This is a genomic window from Catellatospora coxensis (genome assembly GCF_016862635.1).
Lineage (GTDB): Bacteria > Actinomycetota > Actinomycetes > Mycobacteriales > Micromonosporaceae > Catellatospora > Catellatospora coxensis.
In genome coordinates this window covers 13,202-34,567 of record NZ_BONI01000091.1, presented here as the reverse complement: position 1 = coordinate 34,567, position 21,366 = coordinate 13,202, and the positions used below count along the sequence as shown (strand labels likewise).

General features: G+C 70.3%; 17 protein-coding genes, 2 tRNA genes, 1 other RNA gene and 1 pseudogene. 13 read left to right on the top strand and 8 right to left on the bottom strand.

Translation table 11 applies throughout. The features are described 5' to 3' along the window. Positions 1-150: 150 nt before the first annotated feature. Complete coding sequence (locus Cco03nite_RS36065; protein WP_144119775.1) at positions 151-375, bottom strand: winged helix-turn-helix domain-containing protein; 225 nt, start codon at positions 373-375, stop codon at positions 151-153. A 619-nt stretch (positions 376-994) separates the two neighbouring features. Here Cco03nite_RS36065 and Cco03nite_RS36060 point away from each other — a divergent pair. After that, positions 995-1,621: a DUF6230 family protein gene (locus tag Cco03nite_RS36060; protein WP_203698503.1), complete on the top strand. Its 627-nt coding sequence runs from the start codon at positions 995-997 to the stop codon at positions 1,619-1,621. A 63-nt stretch (positions 1,622-1,684) separates the two neighbouring features. Continuing rightward, positions 1,685-3,034, top strand: a complete 1,350-nt coding sequence (locus tag Cco03nite_RS36055) for a DUF6114 domain-containing protein (RefSeq protein WP_203698502.1) — start codon at positions 1,685-1,687, stop codon at positions 3,032-3,034. A 68-nt stretch (positions 3,035-3,102) separates the two neighbouring features. On the opposite strand, the gene deoD is transcribed toward Cco03nite_RS36055, so the two are convergent. From deoD to Cco03nite_RS36035, 4 genes are all read right to left on the bottom strand, one after another. Continuing rightward, positions 3,103-3,813: a purine-nucleoside phosphorylase gene (deoD, locus tag Cco03nite_RS36050; RefSeq protein ID WP_203698501.1), complete on the bottom strand. Its 711-nt coding sequence runs from the start codon at positions 3,811-3,813 to the stop codon at positions 3,103-3,105. 41 nt (positions 3,814-3,854) lie between these two features. Next, positions 3,855-4,484 (bottom strand): hypothetical protein, encoded by a 630-nt coding sequence (locus Cco03nite_RS36045; protein ID WP_203698500.1) that lies wholly within the window; start codon positions 4,482-4,484, stop codon positions 3,855-3,857. Positions 4,485-4,549: 65 nt separating this feature from the next. Beyond that, a tRNA-Ser gene (locus tag Cco03nite_RS36040) sits at positions 4,550-4,639 on the bottom strand. Between the two features lie 22 nt (positions 4,640-4,661). Further along, complete coding sequence (locus Cco03nite_RS36035; RefSeq protein WP_203698499.1) at positions 4,662-5,201, bottom strand: hypothetical protein; 540 nt, start codon at positions 5,199-5,201, stop codon at positions 4,662-4,664. A 349-nt stretch (positions 5,202-5,550) separates the two neighbouring features. Here Cco03nite_RS36035 and Cco03nite_RS36030 point away from each other — a divergent pair, with 349 nt between their 5' ends. Beyond that, the gene (locus tag Cco03nite_RS36030) at positions 5,551-7,602 is read left to right on the top strand and encodes a carboxypeptidase-like regulatory domain-containing protein (RefSeq protein WP_203698498.1); all 2,052 of its coding nucleotides are present in this window, start codon (positions 5,551-5,553) and stop codon (positions 7,600-7,602) included. Positions 7,603-7,664: 62 nt separating this feature from the next. Here Cco03nite_RS36030 and Cco03nite_RS36025 read toward each other — a convergent pair. Further along, positions 7,665-7,749, bottom strand: a tRNA-Ser gene (locus tag Cco03nite_RS36025). 59 nt (positions 7,750-7,808) lie between these two features. Here Cco03nite_RS36025 and ffs point away from each other — a divergent pair. The 8 genes from ffs (at position 7,809) to Cco03nite_RS35985 (ending at position 15,530) form a co-directional block, all read left to right on the top strand. After that, positions 7,809-7,904, top strand: an RNA gene (gene ffs / locus Cco03nite_RS36020) — signal recognition particle sRNA small type. 170 nt (positions 7,905-8,074) lie between these two features. Beyond that, entirely contained in the window at positions 8,075-8,380 is a 306-nt protein-coding gene (locus Cco03nite_RS36015; RefSeq protein ID WP_239167937.1) for a YbaB/EbfC family nucleoid-associated protein, read from the top strand. Between the two features lie 12 nt (positions 8,381-8,392). Then, a complete protein-coding gene (recR, locus tag Cco03nite_RS36010) occupies positions 8,393-8,986 on the top strand; it encodes a recombination mediator RecR (RefSeq protein WP_203698495.1) in 594 nt (197 codons plus the stop codon). A 367-nt stretch (positions 8,987-9,353) separates the two neighbouring features. Next, a complete protein-coding gene (locus tag Cco03nite_RS36005; protein ID WP_203698494.1) occupies positions 9,354-10,364 on the top strand; it encodes an ABC transporter permease in 1,011 nt (336 codons plus the stop codon). Positions 10,365-10,433: 69 nt separating this feature from the next. Continuing rightward, positions 10,434-12,191 (top strand): ABC transporter substrate-binding protein, encoded by a 1,758-nt coding sequence (locus tag Cco03nite_RS36000; RefSeq protein WP_203698493.1) that lies wholly within the window; start codon positions 10,434-10,436, stop codon positions 12,189-12,191. A 111-nt stretch (positions 12,192-12,302) separates the two neighbouring features. Next, positions 12,303-13,316 (top strand): ABC transporter permease, encoded by a 1,014-nt coding sequence (locus tag Cco03nite_RS35995; RefSeq protein WP_203698492.1) that lies wholly within the window; start codon positions 12,303-12,305, stop codon positions 13,314-13,316. Then, on the top strand, positions 13,313-14,449 hold the full coding sequence (locus Cco03nite_RS35990; protein ID WP_203698491.1) for an ABC transporter ATP-binding protein: 1,137 nt from the start codon (positions 13,313-13,315) through the stop codon (positions 14,447-14,449). Before Cco03nite_RS35995 ends, Cco03nite_RS35990 begins: the two co-directional genes overlap by 4 nt. Positions 14,450-14,513: 64 nt before the next feature. Then, a complete protein-coding gene (locus Cco03nite_RS35985; RefSeq protein ID WP_203698490.1) occupies positions 14,514-15,530 on the top strand; it encodes an ABC transporter ATP-binding protein in 1,017 nt (338 codons plus the stop codon). Between the two features lie 176 nt (positions 15,531-15,706). Here Cco03nite_RS35985 and Cco03nite_RS35980 read toward each other — a convergent pair whose 3' ends face one another. Then, positions 15,707-17,932 (bottom strand): DNA polymerase III subunit gamma and tau, encoded by a 2,226-nt coding sequence (locus Cco03nite_RS35980; RefSeq protein WP_203698489.1) that lies wholly within the window; start codon positions 17,930-17,932, stop codon positions 15,707-15,709. A gap of 247 nt (positions 17,933-18,179) precedes the next feature. On the opposite strand from Cco03nite_RS35980, the gene Cco03nite_RS35975 reads away from it, so the two are divergent. Both Cco03nite_RS35975 and Cco03nite_RS35970 read left to right on the top strand, forming a co-directional pair. Further along, positions 18,180-19,850, top strand: coding sequence for an ABC transporter substrate-binding protein (locus Cco03nite_RS35975; protein WP_203698488.1), 1,671 nt, complete (start codon positions 18,180-18,182; stop codon positions 19,848-19,850). A gap of 167 nt (positions 19,851-20,017) precedes the next feature. Then, the gene (locus tag Cco03nite_RS35970) at positions 20,018-21,118 is read left to right on the top strand and encodes a hypothetical protein (RefSeq protein WP_203698486.1); all 1,101 of its coding nucleotides are present in this window, start codon (positions 20,018-20,020) and stop codon (positions 21,116-21,118) included. A gap of 7 nt (positions 21,119-21,125) precedes the next feature. Here the strand turns inward: Cco03nite_RS35970 and Cco03nite_RS35965 are convergent. Beyond that, positions 21,126-21,359: pseudogene (locus Cco03nite_RS35965) on the bottom strand (hypothetical protein); the annotation flags it as partial. Positions 21,360-21,366: the final 7 nt, after the last annotated feature.

Genomic DNA, 21,366 nt, shown 5'->3' with positions numbered 1-21,366 from the left:
AAGCCCCCCTGAGCAGCAATGTTCAGGGGGGCGTTTGCGTTTCCGGCCTGAGGTGCGGATTCGGGCGAGGCGCGTGCGTGGCCGGATCCGGCGCACACGCCGTCGCGCCCGCACCACCGTGGCGGCGCGGGCGTGCAGGCGTCGGAGGGATCAGTCCTTGCGGTTGGGGTCCTTGACGAAGACTCCGTCCCCTTGGCGTCCCTCGATCAGGCCCTCGGCCTTGAGCACCAGCATCGCGCCGCGGACCGAACCGTAGCTGATCTGGTACTCCTCTCGGATCTGGCTGATGGACGGCAGTTTGTCGCCCGGCTTCAGCTCCCCCGAGCGGATCTTCTCGCGGATGGCGTTAGCCAGCCGCTCGTACTTCGCGGTCATACCATCTCCCATGGCTCGCTTCAGTAGTAGATCACCGTCACTCGCCCCGAATCAACTCTTCAGCTGGATATCTAGACATAGTCAACTAGCTCGTTTATGGTGATGGCGGTCTCTTTCCCATGGCTCGCACCCCACGGGAAGAGGGACCGATGGTGTGCCGACTGCTGCGAGGGACGCGTAGGCGGTACGCCGGGCGCGGCGGACGCATCCGGGTTGGTGTGAGCCGCCGCGCCCTCCACGGCGCGGCACTGTATTTGCATGGTCGGATGTCTATATAAGATCCAGTCGGCGTCCGGACCTGGCCATTCGGTCGAGGGGGAGCCGGTGCGCAGAGCGTCGTTACCAAACCGTTACTGATCGCCAAATCTCCACGGTGTGTGACCACGACCACCCGTGAAACGGGCGTCTCGGAAGAAAACCGAGATCACTGATGACATTACGTAGCCGCGAGGGCGCCGGCACACCACCGACTGTTACTGGTCAGTAGCTTGGCACTTGTGGTCCGCGTCATAAGGCGGAAACATCGTCGGCACCCCGAGCGCGGCCTCACCCTGCGCACGGCGAAGACAGACCCCGCTGGCGGAGCGCCGCGGGACGAAACCATCGCGAGGAGGTCCCTGTGAAGGACTCGCAAGGCAATCTGGTACTGGGGCGTACCAGATGGCGGCGCTTCGCCGCCGTGGTGATCCCGGCGACCATCGCGGTCTCCGGCCTGATGGCCGGCGTGGCCAACGGCGCCGTTCCGGTCACCTTCCACGTCTCCGGGCAGACCGCCAAGATCTCGGCGGACGCCCTGGTGGCCAACGGCTTCAGCCAGTACGGCAGCGTGGTCTTCGAGAAGAACGGCACGCCGCACCCGGTGGCGATGTCGGCGATCAAGGACGCGACGCTGACCAACCTGTGCCAGTCGGTGACCACGCCCATCCCGGGCCTGGGCAACGTCACGCTCTTCATCCGGGCCGGCCGTGAGGACGGCGCGCCGGTGAAGGCGACGGACCTGCTCATCGGCATGGACAGCCTGGAGGGCGACGCGGTCTTCACCAACATCAACATCGGTGCGGACGCCTCCGAGCTGACCGCCGGCGGTGCGCACCACGGGCAGGCCGGCCTGTTCGGCCAGGAGGCCGACCGGGCCGACATCCAGGGCGTCAAGCAGGTCGCGCGGCTGACCCAGGCCGGCACGTTCGCGCTGAACGGGCTGTCGCTGACGGTCTCCATGGACAGCACGGGCTGCTTCGCTGGCTGAAGTGTCGACCGGGGACGTGTTGGCTAGGCACGTTCCCGGTCACCTTGATTCTTGGAGGCACCCGTGACCCTGTGGCAACGGTTCAGCGCCTGGCGGCGCAGCCGGCCGTTCTGGGGTGGTCTGCTGGCCGCGCTGGCCGGCGTGGAGATCATCGCCACCACGAAGATGACCCTGGACGGGGCCACCCTCAGCGTCGGCATCAACGGCTTCCAGGCGCTGCTCATCCCGCTGATGCTGGTGCTGGCCGGGCTGCTGGCCTGGTTCACGCCGGCGCAGCGCATGTTCTACGGCCTGATCGCCGTGTTCGTCGCGATCTACTCGCTGCTCGCGGTGAACCTGGGCGGCTGGTTCCTCGGGACGCTGCTCGGCATCGCCGGTGGCGGCCTGATCTTCGCGTGGAACCCGGCCGAGCCGGCCGGCGACGCGGGGGACGGCGGCGAGCCGGAGCCCGACGGCGACCGGCACGCGGACATGGACGGCCTGCTCGACGGGCCGATGACGGACACCCTGCCGCAAGCGGTGAACCCGCTGCGCGACGGTGTGCCCGGCCCCCGGCAGCCCGCCGCCGACGAGACCGTCGTCGACGAGCGCCGGGGCGGCCCGCGCCACGCCGCCATGGTGATCGCCGTGGCGACGCTGGCGACCAGCGCGCTCAGCCTCGTCGTGGCGCAGCAGCCCGCTCGCGCGGCGGACTGCGGCGCCACCCAGACGGCGGCCCGGACCGGGCCGGTACGCGAGATCATCGGCGGCATCGCGGAGGCGGTCGGCGGCCTGCTCGGCGCCGACCAGGCGTCGCCGAGCGCGTCGCCGTCGGCGTCGCCGTCACCCGAGCCGTGCCCCTCCCCGGAGCCCTCGCCGACCGGGGGGCCGAAGCCGTCGGCCTCCCCGAAGCCGGAGCCGTCCGGCAGCCCGTCGCCGAGCGGGTCGGCCTCGCCCGACCCGTCCGGCAGCCCCACCCCGTCGCCCGCGCCGACTCTCAAGGCCGCCCGCGGTCAGCAGCCGGTCGCCGAGCGTCCGGCGCTGATGACCGGCAGCCGGGTGACGATGTACGGGCTCACCTTCGACGGGATCGTCGAGCTGCCCACGAAGGACGGCGGGACCGTGCGGACCCTCCGGTTCTCCATGGACAAGTCGGACACCAACGACTTCCGGCTGCGGGTGTACGGCAAGGACGGCTGGGTCACCGACATCACCACGCCCAAGCTCACGGTGGAGGGCGACCGGGTGTACTTCTACACCAGCCGGTTCCGGGGCAAGGCCCTCGGCGTGCTGGACGTGGACTACTCGCCGGACGAGCCGCCGCTGCTGACGCCGCCGCTGGTGTTCTTCACCGACCCGGTGATCGACCTGGTGTACGTCGACTCGCCCAAGCTGCGGGCGCCCGACATGAAGATCGACGAGCACAAGATCTGAGCACAGTGTGAAGGCCCCCGGCCGCGGAGCGCTCCGCGGCCGGGGGCCTTTTCGTGGGTGAGGCTGGGTCAGCCCGCGACGACGGTGTCGAGCGCGATCTCGACCATCTGCGAGAATGTCTGCTCGCGCTCCTGCGCCGTGGTGGCCTCGCCGCGCTTGATGTGGTCGCTGACGGTGAGGATGGTCAGCGCCCGCGCGTCGTAGCGGGCCGCGATCGTGTACAGCGCCGCCGACTCCATCTCCACCGCGAGCACGCCGTAGTCGGCGAGGGTGTCGTACAGGTCGGGGCGGTCGGTGTAGAAGGCGTCCGCGGCCAGGATCGGGCCGACGCGCATCGTGATGCCGCGCTGCTCGGCCACCTCCACGGCCTTGCGGAGCAGCTCGAAGTTCGCCACCGGCGCGTAGTCGATCAGGCCGTCGAAGCGCATCCGGTTCATGTTCGAGTCGGTGCTCGACCCGATCGCGGCGACCACGTCGCGCAGGTTCAGCGACTCGGCCAGGGCCCCGCAGGAACCCACCCGGATCAGCGTCTTCACGCCGTACTCGTTGATCAGTTCGTGGGCGTAGATGGAGGCCGAGGGCATGCCCATGCCGGAGCCCTGCACCGATACCCGGGTGCCCTGGTAGGTGCCGGTGAAACCGAACATGTTGCGCACCGTCGAGTAGCACTTGGCGTCCTCGAGGTAGTTCTCCGCGATCCATTTGGCCCGAAGCGGGTCGCCCGGCATGAGGACCCGGTCCGCGATCTCACCAGGCTTGGCGCCGATATGCGTACTCATTAGGCGATCTTCCCACGCGGCCGCCGCACCCCGGCAGCAGATCAGGCCCTCGGCCCCACCAGCTCGATCTGCTCGCGCATGCCGGCGAACTCGGCCCGCGCCTGCTCGACGGTCGAGGTGTACCAGAGGATCCAGCCGTAACTCTCCCGGTCGGCCCAGCCGCACGCCGGCAGCACCTTGCCGAGCTCGGTGACCGTCACAGTGCCGCAGGCGGCGCGTCCGCCGAGTGGGCCAGGCGGCACGTCGGCGCTGCCGAGCACCGGAAAGCCCTGCTCGGCCATCCCGGCGAACAGGTTGTCGAACGCGACCTCCTCGCTCGCGAAACCACCCACCTGGGCGTACATGAGCAGGCCGTACTCGCCGTCCGCGCCGCGGTAGAAGCTGCCGGTCCGGTGCACCCCCTCCTTCAGGAGCAGGTCGGGCAGTGCCTTGAGCAGGGTCTCCACGTGATGCGTGTCGTCCATCCGGGGACGGCCGCCGAGCACCGGCGGGGCGATCACAGAAATCTGCCGCGGTTCCGGCTCGGCGAGCACGGCCCGGGCCGTCAGTGCCGTTCCCACACCGCCTGCCAGCAGTCCGCCGACCACGAGCCCCACGATCACGGCGATGCGCCGGGAACGCGGCGTCGGGGAGTCGGGCAGGGCGGACTCGGGTACTGCGATCTCGGGCACGGTGCTCTTTCGGGGTAAAGGAGAACGCCCGGCTGTCCGTGGAGGACTGCCGGGCGTTCTGCCGTTGGCGGTGGCGGAGGGATTTGAACCCTCGGAGGAGTCACCCCCTCACACGCTTTCGAGGCGTGCTCCTTAGGCCGCTCGGACACGCCACCGCCGAAGACTCTACACGAGGGTTCAGCAGGCCCCGAAACCGGTATTGAAGAGCCGGGTCAGGTACTCCCCGTAACCGGCCACGGCCTTCTGCACGGTGGTCCCGTCGTGCAGGAACAGGTAGCCCCGGTCACCCTCGGTGACCAGCAGCCCGTCGAAGCGGTGGCTGCCGGCGGGCGCGGTCAGCACCTGGGCCTGCGGGTATGCGTCCCGCGCCTGCTGCACGGTGCTGCCGGTGTGCACGCCCTCCGGGGTGCGCAGCGGCGCGTCGAACCACATCATGACCAGGCGGTCGTCGGCGGCGAAGACGAGGTTGCCCTGCGGCATGCCGGTCACCTGGGTGCTGCAGCCGGTGCGCGAGGTGTCCAGGCGGGACGCCAGATCGGCGCGCTTGGCACCGAAGCGCACGTCGCGTATCCCCTGCAGGTGCACGATGTCCGGGCCCTGGACGACCGGCGTGGCGCTGACGACGGGCGCCTGTTCGGGCACGGCCGGGGACTGGGTCGCCTGGGCGCAGGCACCGCCCAGCATGAGCACGGTGGCGAGGGCGAAAGCTCCACGCATGGCGGTCCCCCTAAAGACACGGGCCTGTGAGGTGACTCCCACCGGGGGTGAGGTCGTGTCCTCGACTATACGACTACATTGCGTAACTGCCACTTCACGCTGAGGCTTTCTCGGGTCTGCTGGCTGGCATATATATCCACTCCTGTGCGGTTCTATGCGACGCGAATACCTTCGAAGGGGTATCAACCGGACAGCGAGTCGCCGGTAAGTATTTTCATGGCCCTCGGCGAGCAAGGTCCGACCAAGGGACAACGGACGGTCGGTTCCTGCCGCTATGGTGTCGGCGCTCACGGGGCTCCGACATCACCCCGTGCGCGTGCTCCGTCCACCACTCACCCCACGAGGACGCATGCGCAGACATCTGCTGCGCCGGGTCGGGATCATGCTGCTCGCCGCGACGGTCGCCACCACGGGACTGGCCGCCGCCGCGCACGCGGACCCCGACACCGGCACCATCGCCGGCCGATTCACCGACGCCGCCGGAAACGGCCTGCCCGACCGCCGGGTCAACGTCATCTCCGTGCCCGCGGGCATCTGGGAGACCACGGACACGGACGAGACGGGCGCCTACCGCATCCAGCTGCCCGTGGGCGCCTACCGGGTCTCCTTCGCGGTGGGCGCGCAGGAGCAGTACGCGCCGGGCCAGGTCGACGCGGCCCTGGCCCAGATCTTCCCGCTGGCCGCGGCCCAGACCGTCACCGTCGACGAGACGGAACTGCCGCGCGGAGCGGTCGCGGGCCGGATCGTCCGGTCCGACGGCACACCCGCGGCGGGCACCGAGGTCGTGCTCCGGGGGCCGGGTGACGACTACGCCGGATACACCGGCACGGACGCCGACGGCCGGTACCGGATCGACGTGCTGCCGGGCGCCTACCAGGTGATGATCGCGTTCGACTCGGACCACTCGATCCTGCAGTACGTGCCGGGTAAGCGGCTCCCGGCGGAGGCGCAGCTGTTCACCGTCACCGCCGGCAACGTGACACCAGTGGACGAGACGCTGCTGCCCACCGGCTCGGCGAGCGGCCGGTTCACCGACGCCCAGGGCAACGGCATGTCCGGAGTGGACGTGTCGTTCATCGACGAGTACTCGGGCACCTACAGCGGCCGCACCGACGCGAACGGCGACTGGCGGATCGACGAGCTGCTCACCGGGCAGTACTCGGCGATGTTCTTCGGTTGGCAGCCCAGCTTCAGCCAGTACGCCTACGGCAAGACGACCCAGGCGGCCGCCGACCGGATCACCGTCACGGCGGGGCAGAACGTCGTGGTCGACGACTCCCGGCTGGCGACCGGCAGCATCCGGATCACCGCGAAGGACTCGGTCACCGGTGCGCCGGTCGCCGACTTCTACGTGCAGGCCGGCACCTACTACACCGACGCGGTGGACGGCGTCGCGACGCTGCCCGAGATGCCCGTGGGCACCTGGCAGCCGACCGTCTACGCGGCGGGCTACCAGCCGCTGGAGCAGGTCGCTCCGGTGACCGTGGTCGCCGGGCAGCAGGCGGAGATCGAGCTGACGCTCGTGCCGTACGGATCGCTGCGGGCCAAGGTGGTCGACGCGGCCACGGGCGCGCCGGTGGCGGGCGTGTGCCTGTTCACCGAGACCCGGACCAGGTTCCGGCTCTTCGAGGGCTGCGCGGGCGAGAGCGGTGCCGACGGCGAGGTCGTGCTCGACGTCGCGGCGGGCACCTACCAGGTCTTCGCGCTGCCCGACCGGGCCTCGGCGTACGGCGCGCAGTGGGTCGGCCTGACCGGCGGCACCGGGAGCCAGGACCAGGCTCGCAACGTGATCGTGGCGGCCGGGCAGCAGAAGGACATCCACAAGATCTACATGGATCGCAAGGGCTCCGTCACGGGCGTCGTGACCGGTGCCGACGGGGCACCGGTGGCGGGCGGGCACGTCGCCGTCGTCACCCCGGTGATCGGCGACGCCGGGCAGGGCCGGGTGGCGATCGACTCCCAGGGGCGGTACGCGATCGACTTCCTGGGGCCGTACGCGTGGCCGCTGAGCTTCCAGACCTCGACGCACGCCTTCCAGTGGAGCGGGGCCGCGTACCGGCGGCAGAGCGCCGCCCTGGTGCCCGTCGTCGCGGGCCAGACCACCACCTTCGACCAGCAGCTCCAGCTGGGCACCCTGGTCAAGGTGACGGCGACCGGCTCACCGGCGGGCGGCTTCGCGGTCGCGTACAACAACAGCAACGGTGACGTGGCCGGTTTCGTCTGGGTTCAGCAGGCCGGTGGCGAGGCGGTCTACCGCGTGATGGGCGGCCAGCAGGTGAAGCTGGAGCTCGCGGGCGGCCTGCCCGGGCAGGGCTGGTACGGCGGGACCGACTTCGACAGCGCCAAGACGGTGTCGATCCCCACGACGGGGGAGAAGGTCGTCGTCTACCCGTACAGCTGACCCGCAGACGCCAGGAGCCCGGATCGTGTGATCCGGGCTCCTGTACGTTGCTGCTCAGTGAGCGGAGGATACGAGATTCGAACTCGTGAGGGTTTTATCCCAACACGCTTTCCAAGCGTGCGCCCTAGGCCTCTAGGCGAATCCTCCGTCGAGAAGGATACATACCGGGGTCGGGGTCGGCACGTGCACCCCCGCCGGGTACAGTTGCTTAGCCCCCGTGCGGCGGCACCCTGTGAACCTCCCCAGGGCCGGAAGGCAGCAAGGATAAGCAGGCAATACCGGGTGCACGGGGGCCCTTTCATGCCCTCGCACGCGCACCGGCGGGGCCGCCGGGCGAATTTTGCGACACGCCGCCCGGCCGCCGTCCACCTTCATGATCAAAACCTGGTGACGGTGGCGGGGACTAGGCTGAGGGCGACATCCGACGGGTGACTGAGGGAGTGCGGCGATGCGGCCGGGTGGACAGCCGAACATGCAGCAGCTGATGAAGCAGGCGCAGAAGATGCAGGCGCAGCTCGCCTCGGCGCAGGCGGCGCTGGCGGAGGCGGAGGTCACCGGCACGGCCGGCGGCGGGCTGGTCACCGTCAAGATGACCGGTTCCGGCGAGTTCCGCGGCATCTCCATCGACCCGAAGGCGGTCGACCCCGACGACGTGGAGACGCTGGAGGACCTGGTGTCCGCCGCGTTCACCAACGCCGCCGACGAGGTGCGCAAGCTGACCGAGCAGAAGATGGGTCCGCTCTCCGCCGGTCTCGGCGGCATGGGCCTGCCTTTCTAGGCCCGGCCGACCGTGTACGAAGGCGCGATCCAGGACCTCATCGACGAGCTCGGCCGGCTGCCCGGAGTGGGGCCCAAGAGCGCCCAGCGCATCGCGTTCCACGTGCTCTCGGCAGATCCGACGGACATCAAGCGGCTGGCCGCCGCGCTCTCCCGGGTCAAGGAGCAGGTGCGCTTCTGCGTGCTCTGCTTCAACGTGGCCGAGGAGGAGCAGTGCCGCATCTGCCGCGACCCGCGGCGGCGGGACGACGCGCTGTGCGTGGTCGAGGAGCCCAAGGACGTCGTGGCGATCGAGCGGACCAACGAGTTCCGCGGCCGCTACCACGTGCTCGGCGGGGCGATCAATCCGCTGGAGGGCATCGGGCCCGACCACCTGCGCATCCGGGAGCTGATGGCCCGGCTCAGCTCGGGTCAGGTGACCGAGCTGATCCTCGCCACGGACCCGAACACCGAGGGCGAGGCGACGGCGACGTATCTCGCGCTGCTGGTCAAGCCGATGGGCATCATGGTGTCCCGGCTGGCGAGCGGCCTGCCCGTCGGCGGCGACCTCGAGTACGCCGACGAGATCACTCTCGGTCGCGCTTTCGAGGGCCGACGGACCCTCTGAGAGGGCTCCCATTCCCGCAAAGATTCGCATAGCCCGATATCTTCTTGGCTTTTACCTGCGATTTTCTACGCACCTGGCGTCCGTTTTTTATAACGCCCTCATCACGGACCGGCCTGAACTTGGTTACAGGCACCCTGTGAACTTGACGCCGGACGAACTTGCGAAGAATGCTCTGATCATGCGGTGGCGTGCACCACACTCCACCGCTGTCGCCCTGTCATCCGACCGCCCCCACGGTGGACAGAGGGTCGGGCGGCGCGAATCACGCAGGTAACAACCGAGCGGATGTCGCGCGCGGCGCACCGCCCCCCGCCCGTCCGGGCAGACCGGTGCGACGTCGTCGCCTCCGCAGGGAGGCAGCCGGTATATGGCCACGCGAACCGAAACCTCGGCCCCCGAGGCGACCAAGGCGCCCGCGAAGGCGATCGAGGGACGCTCCCTCGGCCGCATCGCCTGGACGCGCCTCAAGCGCGACAAGGCGGCCATGGCCGGCGGCGTGGTGGTGATCCTGCTGATCCTGATGGCGGTCTTCGCTCCGCTGATCGTGAGCTGGTTCGGCCACCCCCCGAACGAGTTCCACCAGGACGCCGACCTGCTCGCGGCGGAACTGGGCGGCCTGCCCCGCGGCGACTTCCTGTTCTTCGAGAACAGCGGGATGAGTGGCGACTTCCTGTTCGGGCTGGAGCCGCAGAACGGCCGTGACCTGTTCAGCGAGGTCGTCTACGGCGCCCGGGTGTCGCTGCTGATCGCCTTCCTCGCCACCCTGGTGTCGGTGCTCATCGGCTCCACCCTCGGCGTGATCGCGGGCTTCTTCGGCGGCATCGTGGACACCGTCATCAGCTTCCTGATGAACGTCTTCCTGGCGTTCCCGCTGCTGCTGTTCGCGATCGCGCTGGTCGGCGTGCTGCCCGACAGGGCGTTCGGGCTGTCCGGCAACTCGCTGCGCATCGCCCTGCTGATCTTCATCATCGGCTTCTTCAACTGGCCGTACATCGCCCGGATCGTGCGCGGGCAGACGCTGTCGCTGCGTGAGCGCGAGTTCGTCGACGCCGCCCGCAGCCTGGGCGCCCGCGGGCCGTACATCATCGTCAAGGAGATGCTGCCGAACCTGGTGGCGCCCATCCTGGTGTACGCCACCCTGCTCATCCCCACGAACATCCTGTTCGAGGCCGCGCTGTCCTTCCTCGGCGTCGGCGTGCAGCGCCAGGTCGTCGGGGAGCCCGGCGTCACCTGGGGCGGCCTGCTCGCCGACGCGGCGCGCAACTCGGTGGTCCACTTCATGTTCTTCCCCGGCATGGCGATCTTCATCACCGTGCTGGCCTTCAACCTCTTCGGCGACGGACTCCGCGACGCGCTCGATCCCAAGAGCAAGCGCTGACCCGAGCCAACGCAACACCACCCACAGCGCGGTTCGAGAAACGAACCGTTCCCCCCAGGGAGGAAGTTAGTGAGAAACAAGGGAAGGGTGCTGGCGGCGGCCTCGGCCGTCTTCGCACTCGCGGTGACCGCAGCTTGCGGCTCCGGTGAGGAAACTCCGAAGACCAATGAGGTGAAGCCGGAGTTCAACGCCGCGCTGACCTCGGTGTTCAACCCGTCTGACAAGCCGGGTGGCACGCTCAAGATGGCCATCTCGTCGGACTGGGACTCGGTCGACCCCGGCGACACCTACTACGGCCTCTCCTGGAACCTGCTGCGCCTCTACGGCCGCTCGCTGGTCATGTTCAAGCCGGCTCCGGGTTCCGCCAGCGGCGAGCTCGTCCCGGACCTCGCCGACAGCCTGGGCCAGCCCAGCGACGGCGGCAAGACCTGGACGTACAAGCTGCGTGCCGGTGTCAAGTTCGAGGACGGCACCCCGATCACGTCCAAGGACGTGAAGTACGCGGTCATGCGGTCGATGGACAAGGAGGTGCTGGTCAACGGCTACACCTACTTCAACGACTTCCTGGCGCTCGAGGCCGACTACAAGGGCCCGTTCAAGGACAAGGCCGCCGACACCAAGGCGATCGAGACCCCGGACGACCAGACCATCGTCTTCCACCTGAAGCAGGCCTTCGGCGGCTTCGACTACTTCGCGATGCTGCCGGCCACCGTGCCGGTGCCGGCCGCGAAGGACACCGGTGTGAAGTACAAGGAGCACGTCGTCGCCTCCGGCCCGTACATGTTCGACAAGTACGAGGCGGGCAAGGGCTTCACGCTCAAGCGCAACCCGAACTGGGACAAGGCGACCGACCCGAACCGCAAGGCTCTGCCGGACGCGTACGACGTCAAGATCGGCCTGAACGCCGACGACATCGACAACCAGCTGATCTCGGGTGACCTGCACGTCGACATCGCGGGCACCGGTGTGCAGCCGGCCGCGCTGCCGAAGGTGCTGCAGGACGCCGACAAGAAGGCGTACGCCGACAACCCGTCGGTCGCCCGCCTCTGGTACACCTCGATCAACCCCAAGGTCGCTCCCTTCGACAAGAAGGAGTGCCGCGAGGCTGTCATGTACGCGATGGACCGCACCTCGTACCAGGCCGCCTTCGGTGGCGAGTTCGCGGGTGGCCAGATCGCGACCAGCATCATGCCGCCGCAGATCCCGGGCTACGCGCCGACCAACGTCTACCCGGCGGGTGCGGACAACAAGGGTGACCTCGACAAGGCCAAGGCCTCGCTCGAGGCGTGCGGCAAGAAGGACGGCTTCGAGGTGACGATGGGCTTCCGGGCCGAGCGTCCCAAGGAGAAGGCGACCGCCGAGGCGTTCCAGCAGGCGCTGGCCCGCGTGGGCATCAAGGTCACCCTGAAGGGCTTCCCGGTCGGCGACTACTTCTCGCTGTACGCCGGCAAGCCGTCCTACCGCAACAGCCCGTCCACCGGCCTGGGCCTGATGGTCAACGGCTGGGGCGCGGACTGGAACGACGGCTACGGCTTCCTGTCGCAGATCGTGGACAGCCGGGTCATCCGTGACTCGGGCGGCTCGTCCAACCTCTCCGTCATGATCCCCGAGGTCGACCAGATGATCGACCAGGCGCTGGCCGAGACCGACGTCAAGAAGCGCGAAGCGCTCTGGGCGCAGATCGACAAGCGCGTCATGGAGGAGGCGGTCATCCTGCCGGGTGTCTGGGCCAAGGCTCTGACGCTGCGTGGCAAGGGCGTGACCAACGTGTTCGTCAACGAGGCGTTCGGTCAGTACGACTACCTCTCCATGGGTGTGGCGCAGTAAGCAGCACACCTGCTCCAACCCACCTGGCAATTACCAAAGGTAGGTGAAGGCGCAGGGTGGCCGGTCCGGTCGGGTTCACGCCCGGCCGGACCGGCCGCCCAAGCCGAAATCGTGGTCACTTTCTTCATCCGCCGGACCATCGGCGCGGCGCTGATGCTCTTCGTGGTCAGCATCTCGACATTCCTGATCTTCTTCGGGCTGCCCCGCCTCGCCGGCGCCACGCCCGAGACTTTCGCCGCGCGATACCTCAGCCGGACCGCCGACGCGCACGCCCAGCAGGTGTTCGCCGAGAAGCTGGGCTTCTACGACCCGCTCTGGCTGCAGTACTGGAACTGGATCAAGGCTGTCTTCGTCGGCACCGACTACGACTACGGCACCGGCATCGAACACTGCGCCGCCCCCTGCTTCGGCTACTCCTTCCGCACCAACCACGCGGTCTGGGACGACCTGGTGGACCGGCTTCCGGTCACCGTCTCGCTGACCGTCGGTGCGTCGATCCTCTGGCTGCTCACCGGTGTCGCGGTCGGCGTGCTGAGCGCGCTGCGCAAGGGCAGCTTCTTCGACCGGGCCGCGATGACGGGCGCGCTGGCGGGTGTGTCCCTGCCGCCGTACTTCACCGGCCTGATGTTCCTCTACTTCTTCAGCTACCAGTTCGACCTGACCGCGCCCGGCGGCACCTACGTCAACTTCACCGACGATCCGGGCGAGTGGGCGTACAGCCTGATCCTGCCCTGGATCACGCTGGCGATGCTGAACGCGGCCGCCTACGCCCGGTTCACCCGGGCCGGCATGCTCGACACGATGGGCGAGGACTTCATCCGCACCGCGCGGGCCAAGGGTCTGCACGAGCGGGTGGTGGTCACCAAGCACGGCCTGCGCGCCGCGCTTACCCCCATCATCACGATCTTCGGCCTCGACGTCGGCCTGCTGCTCGGCGGCGCGATCCTCACGGAGAGCACGTTCGGGCTCAAGGGCCTCGGCTACTTCGCCATCGACGCCATCAACAAGCAGGACTTCCCCCAGATCATGGGCGTGACGATGTTCGCGGCGTTCTTCGTCGTCGTCGCCAACCTGATCGTCGATATGCTCTACGCGGTGGTCGACCCGCGGGTGAGGCTGTCATGAACACTGTGATCTCTCCTCGGCAGGATCCCACTGCGCGGTCGTTCCTCGAACTGCGCGACCTGAAGATTCACTTCCCGACCGACGACGGCGTGGTCAAGTCCGTGGACGGGCTGACCTTCTCCCTGGAGCGGGGCAAGACGCTCGGCATCGTGGGCGAGTCGGGCTCCGGCAAGTCGGTGTCCAGCCTGGGCATCCTCGGCATCTACCACCGCGGCAACGCGAAGGTGTCCGGCGAGATCTGGCTGGACGGCCAGGAACTGGTCGGCGCGTCGCCGGAGACCGTGCGCGGGCTGCGCGGCAAGCGGATGGCGATGATCTTCCAGGACCCGCTGTCGGCGATGCACCCCTACTACACCGTCGGTGACCAGATCATCGAGGCGTACCGGGTGCACCACAAGGTGTCCAAGAAGGTCGCCCGCAAGCACGCGATCGACCTGCTGGCCCGGGTCGGCATCCCGCAGCCGGACCGGCGCGTCGACGACTACCCGCACCAGTTCTCCGGCGGTATGCGGCAGCGCGCGATGATCGCGATGGCGCTGTCCTGCGACCCGGAGCTGCTGATCGCCGACGAGCCGACCACGGCGCTCGACGTGACGGTGCAGGCGCAGATCCTCGACCTCATGCGTGACCTGCAGCAGGAGTTCAACTCCGCGCTGATCATCATCACCCACGACCTGGGGGTCACCGCCGAACTCGCCGACGACGTGCTGGTCATGTACGGCGGCAAGTGCATCGAGTACGGCACCGCCACGGAGATCTTCGAGAATCCCGAGCACCCGTACACCTGGGGTCTGCTCGGCTCGATGCCGCGCCTGGACCAGCCGGTCACCGAGCGGCTGCTGCCCATCAAGGGCACCCCGCCGTCGCTGATCAACGTGCCGTCCGGCTGCGCCTTCCACCCGCGCTGCGCCTTCGACGGGCGCACCGACGGCGCCAGCGACACGGTCGTGCCCGAGCTGCAGCTCACCGGCACCAGCGGCCACCGGGTGCGCTGCCACATGCCCGCGCACGTGCGTCAGCAGATCTGGCTCAACGAGATCAAGCCGACCCTGGAGGGCACCGGCGGACTCGCGGTGGCGGACATGTCTGCCCTGCCCTCCGCCTCTGAAGAGCACAGCGAGGAGACGGCATGAGCGAGCAGAGCGAGCGAATCATGTCTTCAGTCGATGCCGTCGACGAGCGCAGCGAGGAGATGGCATGAGCAACTCGGACAACGCCCTGCTGTCGGTGCGCGGCCTGCAGAAGCACTTCCCGATCCACAAGGGCGTGCTGCGCCGCAGGGTCGGCGCGGTGCAGGCCGTGGACGGGCTCGACTTCGACGTGCTGCCGGGCGAGACGCTCGGCCTGGTCGGCGAGTCGGGCTGTGGCAAGACGACCACCGGCCGGCTGCTGACCAGGCTCATCGAGCCGACCGGCGGCAGCATCACGTTCGAGGGCCGGGACATCTCGCACATGTCGCAGGGGCGGCTCCGCCCGTTCCGGCGCGACCTGCAGATGATCTTCCAGGACCCGTACTCGTCGCTGAACCCCCGGCACACGGTGGGCGCCATCGTCGGTGCGCCGTTCCGGATCCAGGGCGTGAAGACCGAGCTCGGCGTCAAGCGCGAGGTGCAGAAGCTGCTGGAGCTGGTCGGCCTCAACCCCGAGCACTACAACCGCTACCCGCACGAGTTCTCCGGCGGTCAGCGCCAGCGCATCGGCATCGCCCGTACGCTCGCCCTGAAGCCGAAGATGATCATCGCGGACGAGCCGGTGTCGGCGCTGGACGTGTCCATCCAGGCGCAGGTGGTCAACCTGCTGGAGGACCTGCAGACCGAGCTCGGCCTGACCTACGTCGTGATCGCGCACGACCTGTCGGTGGTGCGCCACATCTCCGACCGCGTCGCGGTGATGTACCTGGGCAAGATCGTCGAGATCGCGGACCGGGAGTCGCTGTACACGATGCCGCGGCACCCGTACACGGCCGCGCTGCTGTCGGCGGTGCCGGTGCCCGACCCGCGCCGGCGGCAGGGCGACCAGCGGGAGCGCATCCTGCTCACCGGCGACGTGCCCAGCCCGATCAACCCGCCGTCGGGTTGCCGCTTCCGCACCCGGTGCTGGAAGGCGCAGGACATCTGCGCCACCACACCGCCGCCGCTGGTCCGCCACGGCGACGACAGCGCCGGTCACCTGGCCGCCTGCCACTTCCCGATGGCCCTGGGCGAAAAGCGCTGACCCACCCACGACGAGGCCCCGCGGCACACACCGCGGGGCCTTCGCCGTCTCCGCACCCCCCGCCCCCACCCCCCTGCCGCAACTCTTAAAGAGTCGCGGTCATCGGCCGGCGTGAAGGCGCGACTCTTCAAGAGTTGCGGCAGGGGGTGCGCGGCGAGGCGGTCAGGCGGGGCTGGTCAGTCGAGTTTTTCGAGGTTGAAGCTGCGGCGGAGGGAGTCGACGGCGGCCTGCTCGGTGGTCTGCCGGGCGACGGCGGCGTCGACGATCTCGTCGGTCGGCTCGTCGCCGGGGTCGAAGCCCTCGATGGTGCGCGTCGGCGGGCCGTCGTACTCGGGGTCGTACGGCGGCTCTTCCAGCGGGGGGCCGTCGTCGACGACCGGCGCGCGGCGGGCCGTCTGCTGCGCGGGCGCGGCCGGGGCGGCACCGCCCACGCGGGCCGGGGTCGGCCAGTCGTCTGCCGCGGGGGCGGGCGCGCGGGACGGGGCGGCGGCCTTCTGCGGCGCGCTGCGGGGCGGCGCGGAGGCCGGGGCGACGGCGGCGGCGCGCGACGCGGCACGGGGATCCCCGCCGACCTCGCAGCGCAGCTGCCACTTGCCGCCGAGCACCTGGTGCACCGCCTGCATCAGCGGCGCGGGGTCGTTCTCCACCCCGTTCGCGTGGATCTTGTGCTTGAACAGCAGCACCAGCGTGTTGCCGTCGATGTCGCGCACGACCGCCTCGCGGGCGAACGCCGCCGCCTTCTTGCTGCTGCGGCCGACCATACGCACGATCTCGTCCCAGGACCGGCGCACCGCGGCGGCATCGTCGACCCCGGCTGCCGGGGCGCTCGCCGCGGCGGGTGCGGGCGTCCGGGCGGCCTGCGCGGGAGCTGCGGACTCGGGCGCGCGGGCCGGCTCGGCCGAGGCCCAGGAGTCGGCCGCCTGGCGGACCACACCGGCGGGCTGGGCTGCCCCGGCCTGCCGGACCGGGCCGCCGTCGGCCTGGACCGCCCCGGGCTGCGGGGCCGGGCCGGGATTCTCGGGCGCGGCGGCCCGAGCGGCTTCGCGGCCGGCGCCCGCCCGGTCGTGTCCGGCGGCGGCACTGGCCGCCGCGGCCCGAGCGGCTTCGCGGCCGGTGACGGCGGGCGCGGCGGTGCTCGGCGCGGCGTCGGCCCGCTGGGCGGGACCGGTGTCCCGCGCGGCCTGACCGGCGTCGGCCTGGGACCGGGCCGGGGCGTCGCCGGCCGATCGGGCGACCGCGCCGGGCACGAAGCCGGTCTCCAGCCGCTCCAGGCGCTGGAGCAGGGCGGCGCCGGACTCGTCGGCGGCGGGCAGCAGCATGCGGGCCGCGATCAGTTCGAGCAGCAGCCGCGGCGAGGTCGCGCCGCGCATCTCCACCAGGCCGTTGGCCACGATGTCCGCGCAGCGGGACAGGGTCGCCGCACCGAGCTGGGTCGCCTGCGCCTGCATGCGCGCGAGCTGCTCCTCCGGCACGTCGATCAGGCCCTTGGCGGCGGCGTCCGGCACCTGCCGCAGGATGATCAGGTCGCGGAGCCGTTCCAGCAGGTCGTTGGCGTATCGGCGGGAGTCGTGGCCCGCTTCGGCGACCCGGTCGATGGCCCCGAACGCGGCCGCGCCGTCGCCCGCGGCCAGCGCGTCGACCATCTCGTCGATCAGCGCGTTGTCGGTGACCCCGAGCAGCGCGACCGCCCGCGCGTAGCTCACCCCGTCGGGGCCGGAGCCCGCGATGAGCTGGTCGAGCACGGAGAGGCTGTCCCGGGCCGAACCGCCGCCCGCCCGCACCACCAGCGGCAGCACCAGCGGCTCCACCGCGACGCCTTCGAGCTGGCAGAGCTGCTCCAGGTACGGCCGGAGCGCGCTCGGCGGGATGAGGCGGAACGGGTAGTGGTGGGTGCGCGAGCGGATGGTGCCGAGCACCTTCTCCGGCTCGGTGGTGGCGAAGATGAACTTGACGTAGTCCGGCGGCTCCTCGACAAGCTTCAGCAGCGCGTTGAAGCCGGCCGACGAGACCATGTGCGCCTCGTCGATGATGTAGATCTTGTAGCGGCTGATCGCGGGCGCGAAGAACGCGCGCTCGCGCAGCTCCCGGGCGTCGTCGACGCCGCCGTGGCTGGCCGCGTCGATCTCGATCACGTCGATCGAGCCCGCGCCGTCGGGCGCCAGCGCCTTGCACGACTCGCACTCGCCGCACGGCTCCGGGGTCGGGCCCTGGGCGCAGTTCAGCGAGCGGGCCAGGATGCGCGCGCTGGAGGTCTTGCCGCAGCCACGGGGGCCGGAGAAGAGGTAGGCGTGGTTCAGCCGACCGCTCTTGAGCGCCTGGATGAGCGGCTCGGTGACATGGTCCTGGCCGATCACCTCGGCGAAGGTGCGAGGCCGGTACCTGCGATACAGCGCCAGCGCCACGGGGCGTACACCTCCTACGAACGTCGCCCGCTACCGTACCGCGCAGGTCTGACCACCGGCCTGCTGGACCGGCGCGCGCTGCGGCCGTGCTGGGCGATATGTCACCGCTGTCCGTGCCGATTCCGAACAACGGTTCGGTATCACTTGCCCGCTCGCCCGTGCGGGCACACATCGACGGCCGTTAGGGTCGGCCCTGGGTGACCCTGCGTCGTCGAGTAATCACGCATATAGGACAGAGGTGGCCGCGATGCGCGCGCGACGGTGGCGGATCTGGTCGGCGACGGCCACGGCTGCGGCGCTGCTGCTCGCCGCCGGCTGCACCGGCGGCGACGGCGGCCCGGCGGCCCCGGCGTCCAGCGCGCCCCCGGCGGTGAGCACCGAGGACACCCTGGTCTTCGCCATGGGCGAGATCCGGATCCTGGACCCGGCGCTGTCACCGGACGCCGAGTCGCTGCGCATCACCAGGCAGGTGCTGGAGACCCTGGTGCAGGCCGAGCCGGGCGCCGCGGTGGCCGCCCCGGGCCTGGCGGAGACCTTCTCCGTCGACGGCACGGGCACGGTCTGGACCTTCCGCCTGCGGCAGGGGGTGAAGTTCCACGACGGCACCGCCTTCGACGCCGCGGCGGTCTGCGCCAACTTCGAGCGCTGGCACCGCTTCCCGGCCGCGCTGCAGGCGGGCGACGTCAGCGCGGCCTGGCAGGCGGTCTTCGGCGGCTTCGCCAAGAACGCGTCGAGCCGGCTCGGGGCGAGCCTGTTCAAGTCGTGCACGGCGGCCGACCCGGCCACCGCCCAGATCGCGCTCACCCGGCCGAGCAGCCGCTTCCCGGCGGCCTTCACCCTGCCGTCGTTCGCCATCTCCAGCCCGAAGGCGCTGCGCGAGCAGCTGGCGGACAAGCCCGTCGCGGGCAGCCGCTACCCGGCGTACGGCAACAGCCCGGTCGGCACCGGGCCGTACCGCTTCGTGTCCTGGGACAAGCCGGGCCGCAAGGTGGAGCTGGAGGCGTTCGAGGGCTACCACGGCACCGCGGCCAAGGTGAAGCACCTGGTCTTCCAGACCGTCGAGGCGGCACGGCGCAAGCAGGCGCTGCTCGACGGGAAGATCGACGGATACGACCTGGTCGCGTTCGAGGATCGCAAGCCGCTGGCCGAGCAGGGCTTCCACGTGCTCACCCGCCCCGCGTTCAACACGCTCTACCTGGGCATCAACCAGAGCGGCAACCCGGCGCTGGCCAAACCGGAGGTGCGCCAGGCGATCGCGTACGCCGTCGACCGGCAGCGCCTGCTAGCCGAGGCGTTCCCGGAGGGCGCCAAGCTCGCGCTGAACTTCCATCCCGAGCTGCTCCCCGGCTGGAACCCCGACGTCGCGGCCTACCCGCACGATCCGGCCAAGGCGAAGGAGCTGCTGGCCGCCGCGGGCTACGGCGGCGGGCTGAAGCTGCGCTTCCACTACCCGCGGGACGTGACCCGGCCGTACCTGCCCGATCCGAAGAAGATCTTCGAGCTGCTCGCCGCCGACCTGCGCGCGGCCGGGATCGAGGTCGAGGGGATCGAGCTGCGCTGGACGCCGAACTACCTCAACGCGGTGTCCAAGGGCAAGGCCCACGACCTGCACCTGTACGGCGTGACCGGCAACTACGGCGAGGCGTACGACTTCATGGGCCAGCTGTTCGCCAAGCCCAACGCCGAGTTCGGGTTCACCGACGCCGACCTGTTCGCCCGGCTCAAGGAGGTCGACGGGATCGGCGACCCGGGCCGGCGCCGCCCGCTGTACGAGCAGCTGAACGCGCGGCTGCTGGAGCTGCTGCCCGCCGTGCCGCTGGCGCACGGGCCGGACGCGCTGGTGCTGGACAAGAACCTGATCGGCATCACGCCCAGCCCGCTCACCGACGAGGACTTCGCCGCGGCGCTGTTCACCTGAGCCGGGCCGGCTTGGTCCCCCCGCGGGAACGTCGCGTGTCGTTTAGGGCGGAATGTCCGCTTGTCGACTGATACGCGGTAGCCTGCCACCTTGCCAAAGCAAATCGACCCGCGTCGTGCGGGCCGCGCCGCGCGCACGGGCGACGTGCCGCGCTCGATGGGGGAATCGTGGTTCGTGCCTGGATGACCGTCGCGTTCGGGGCCGCGCTCGGCCTCGCCGCCGGCCTGCCCGCAGCCGCCGCCCCGGCCACGGACGGGCTCAAGCTCGACGTGCCGGCCGCGGCCGGGGCCACCGAACTCGGCGGCGGCGACACCGCGGTCAGCCTGAAGAACACCACCGGCCACGACCTGAGCAAGGTGGTGCTGCAGGTACGGCTCACCGGAGGGCTCGCCCAGCGGGTCGAGCTCGCGTCGGCGGACTGGTGCGACCACACCAAGACCACGGCCACCTGCAAGGTCGACCGGATCAGCCCCGGGCAGGGTTTCTCCGTCCGGCTGGACCTGCGGGCCCGCAAGAACGCCCCGGAGGGCGCGGCGGGCACGGTGTCCGTCAGCGCCCGGGGCGTCGGGGTGCCCGCGGCGTCCGGCACGTTCGCGGTCGCGGTCTCGCCGCCGCCCTACGTCGACGTCACGGCGACCGCCGAGCAGGCACGGGTGGACCTGCACACCGGGGACACCGCGCACCTCGGGGTGCTCTACCGCAACACCGGCCCGACCCACGCCCGGCTGCGGATCGCCGATCCGGTCGCGACCGGGTTCGAGGACGTGACCTGGTCCGACTGCCCCGAGGACGACGGCGACGCCTGCCTCGTCGAGCTGCCGGCGGGGCAGTCCCGGCGGCTCGCCTTCACCATGCGCCTGGCCGGGGCGTCTCCCGCGGAGCCGCACGTGGCGATGACGGTCGAGGGCGCGTACGACCGGATCGTCACCGACAACCTGGCCGTCTACATGGTCTGCGTGTACGACACCGGCCGCTGCACCCGGCACCTGCCCGGCACCCGCAGCGACGTGTTCGCCGCACCCGCGCCGCGGGCCGTGGCCGCCGACCCGGCCCCGAACGCGGACGGGGCCGAGGGCGAGAACCAGGCGGTCGGGCTGACCGAGCCCGAGCACGTGCCGGTGGCGGTGCGGGACGACCTGGCCGGCGAGGAGCCGTACAGCTTCATCGACGAGGTGACCGGCATCCTGGCGTACTCCCTGCTGGCTCTGTTCATCGTCGGGACCAGCGTCGCGCTGGCCCTGCGTAAGCGGGCCGCCGATCGGGCCTGAGGGCCGCTCAGCCCTCGGGGCGGTTCAGCAGGCCCACGGCCAGCAGGTGCAGGGCCTGGGCGGGGTCGGTGACCGGCACGGTCGCGCCGGTCACCGTGTACCACTCCTCGGCGCCCAGGTACTGCACGCGGAGCCGGGCGGTGCCGTCGCCGCCCAGCTCCGTGGCGAGCGTCAGCTCACCGGTGACCACGCCCACCTCGTCGGTCATGACGCCGCCAGGCCCGGCCATGATGTCCGTGGTCAACCCG